Consider the following 3,298-nt stretch of genomic DNA (forward strand, 5'->3'; position numbering starts at 1 on the left):
TCAGCCGACCAGTTCGGCCAACTGGCTGAGCGTCTTGCCGAGCGGCGCGTCCACCAGTACACCTGCCAGCTCGTCGCTCTTCGTCGGACCCTGGTTGACGATCGCGATCGGCACACCCAGCTTGGCGGCCCGGATCACGAAGCGCCGGCCCGACAGGACCGTGAGCGAGGAGCCCAGCACCAGCAGCGCGGTGGCCGCCTCGACCAGGGCGAAGCTCGCCGTCACCCGGGGCATCGGCACCTGCTCGCCGAAGAACACCACGTCGGGCTTGAGCATCCCGCCACAGCCCTCGCAGCCGACCGTGGCGAAGTCCGCGGCCTGCTCGTCGGTCAGGTCGACGTCGCCGTCGGGGTTGATCCCCCCGCCCAGCGCGGCGAACGACGGGTTCGCCGCGCGCAGCCGCACGTCCAGGACCGTGCGCGCGGTCAGGTCGCCGCAGTCCAGGCAGACCACCCGGTCCAGCCCGCCGTGCAGCTCGATCACGGGGTCGGCGCCGGCGGCCTGGTGCAGGCCGTCGACATTCTGCGTGATGACGCCGGTGACCAGCCCGCCACGCTGCAACCTGGCGACCGCGCGATGACCCTCGTTGGGCGCCGCCTCCGCGATCGTGCGCCAGCCCAGATAGCTGCGCGCCCAGTAGCGCCGCCGGGCCACCGGGTCGCCGGTGAACGTCTGATACGTCATCGGTGCCGCGTTGCGCTGCAGCCCGCTCGGGCCGCGATAGTCCGGAATGCCCGACTCGGTGGACAGCCCGGCGCCGCTGAGGACCACTACCCCACCCCGCCGGACGAGCCCGCTCAACCGCTCCACCGCATCATTGTCGCTCGCGTTTCGCCGTCGTGGCGGGCGCGGGCGTGATGGGGCGCACACGTCCGCCGGGCGGGGACGTATCGTGGGGGCCATGGGTTTGGTGAGCAAATTCAACGCGTGGCGTCGCAAGCTGCAGGAGCAGCCCGGCACCACGATCGACCTCGAGCCGATGCAGGCTCTTCTGCCGCTGATCGAGGAGCGCGAGGCCGAGCTGTCCGAGCTCACCGACGACGAGCTCCGCGCCGCCGCCACGGCGCTGCACCAGCGGGACGACCCGCAGGACTTCGTCGAGGCGTGCGCCCTCGGCCGGGAGGCCGCCAAGCGCGCCCTCGACGAGCGCCCCTATGACGTGCAGCTGCTCGGCGCCCAGGTGCTCCTCGCCGGTCACGTCGTGGAGATGGCGACCGGTGAGGGCAAGACCCTGACCGCCGCGATCGCCGCGGCCGGATATGCCGCGATGGGCCCGGTCCACGTGATCACGGTCAACGACTATCTCGCCCGCCGTGACGCCGAGTGGATGCGCCCGGTCTACGAGCTGCTCGACCTCACCGTCGGCTGGGTCAACGAGTCCTCGACGCCCGAGGAGCGCCGCGAGGCGTATGCCGCCGACATCACGTATGTCTCCGTCAGCGAGGCCGGCTTCGACCTGCTCCGCGACAGCATCGTGACGGACACCGCCGACCGGGTGCACCGCGAGTTCGGCACGGTCATCATCGACGAGGCCGACTCGATCCTCATCGACGAGGCCAAGGTCCCGCTGGTCCTGGCCGGTTCGACCATCGACGAGAAGGACTCGCCGGTCGCGATCGCCGAGATCGTCAGCGGCCTGCGGCGCGACCACGACTACGACGTCGTCGACGACGGCCGCACCGTGCACCTGTCGACGGCGGGCCTGGCCAAGGTCGAGGCGCTGCTGGAGATCGACCTCTACGCGGCCGACCAGGTCGACTCCCTCACCGCGGTCAACCTGGCGCTGCACGCCGAGGCGCTGCTGGTCCGCGACGTCGACTACATCATCCGCGACGAGAAGGTCGAGCTGATCGACGAGTTCCGCGGCCGGGTCGCCCAGCGGCGGCGCTGGCCCGACGGCCTGCAGGCCGCCGTCGAGGCCAAGGAGAAGATCCGCAGCAGCGGCGGCGGCACCGTGCTGCAGACGATCACGGTCCAGGCGTTCCTGACGCAGTACAAGAAGATCTGCGGCATGACCGGCACCGCCCTGCCCGTCGGCGACCAGCTCCGCGAGTTCTACAAGCTCGAGGTCGCGGTCATCCCGCCGCACCTGCCCAACGTCCGCAAGGACTGGCCCGACCGCGTCTACGCCTCCGCCGAGGAGCGCGACATCGCCGTCGTCAACGAGATCGTCGCGATGCACGCCACCGGCCGGCCCGTCCTCGTCGGCACGCTCAGCGTCGCCGAGTCCGAGCAGCTCGCCGCCACCCTCGCCGAGGAAGGCGTCGAGTGTGTCGTGCTCAACGCCAAGAACGACGAGAAGGAGGCCGGCATCGTCGCGGAGGCCGGCTCGTTCAACGCCGTGACCGTCTCCACCCAGATGACCGGCCGCGGCGTCGACATCCGCCTCGGCGGCAGCGACGAGAAGGACCGCGAGCGGGTCGAGGGCCTCGGTGGCCTGTTCGTCATCGGCACCGCCCGCAACGACAGCCGTCGCATCGACGACCAGCTCCGCGGCCGCGCCGGCCGGCAGGGCGACCCCGGCGAGTCGATGTTCTTCGTCAGCCTCGAGGACCAGCTCATCGAGCGCTACGGTCCCGAGCCGATGCCGATGGGCCGGGCCGACGCCGACGGTGCCATCGAGGACGAGGACGTCCGCTGGGCGATCGGCTCCGCGCAGCGCGTCGCGGAGACCGTCAACCTGGAGATCCACCGCAACACCTGGCGTTACAACTACCTGCTCGACCAGCACCGCCAGCTGCACGCGAAGCGCCGCGAGGAGCTCCTCGTCACCGACGCCGCCGGCGAGTTGCTCGCCGAGCGGGCCCCGGACCGCTACAACGAGCTGTCGGAGGAGCTGAGCGAGGAGGACGTGCTCCGCATCGCCCGCACGATCGCGCTGTTCCACGCCGACAGCGCCTGGTCGGAGCACCTGGCCGACATGAGCGAGCTCCGCGAGGGCATCCACCTGCGCGTTCTCGGCGCCCAGGACCCGCTCGACGAGTTCCACCGTGAGGCGATCCCGGCCTTCCGCGGCCTGCTCGCCGAGATCGACAACCGCACGGTCAAGGAGTTCGAGGAGCTGGAGATCGACGGGCCGGACTGGGAGCCCGCCGACGCCGGCCTGGTCCGCCCGAGCGCCACCTGGACCTACGTGGTCAGCGACAACCCGTTCGGCTCGGAGATGGAGCGCTTCTTCGCCGGCATGGTCAAGCTGTTCCGCAGCGGCAAGGGCGTCAAGGGCAACTGAGGTCTTCCCGGCGGCCGTCGCGGTGGAACGTTCACCGCGGCGGCCGCCTTTGTCGCCGGCGCCGGGCTT

At 71.1% G+C, this 3,298-nt stretch carries 2 protein-coding genes; one reads left to right on the forward strand and one right to left on the reverse strand.

Annotated features, from left to right (window positions below):
• Nucleotides 1-810, reverse strand: coding sequence for an NAD-dependent protein deacetylase (locus Dsi01nite_RS38130; protein ID WP_239136468.1), 810 nt, complete (start codon nt 808-810; stop codon nt 1-3).
• 91 nt (nt 811-901) lie between these two features.
• On the opposite strand from Dsi01nite_RS38130, the gene secA2 reads away from it, so the two are divergent.
• Entirely contained in the window at nt 902-3,229 is a 2,328-nt protein-coding gene (gene secA2, locus Dsi01nite_RS38135) for an accessory Sec system translocase SecA2 (RefSeq protein WP_203851253.1), read from the forward strand.
• The last annotated feature ends 69 nt before the right edge of the window (nt 3,230-3,298 follow it).

The sequence above is a fragment of the Dactylosporangium siamense genome, assembly GCF_016862795.1.
Lineage (GTDB): Bacteria > Actinomycetota > Actinomycetes > Mycobacteriales > Micromonosporaceae > Dactylosporangium > Dactylosporangium siamense.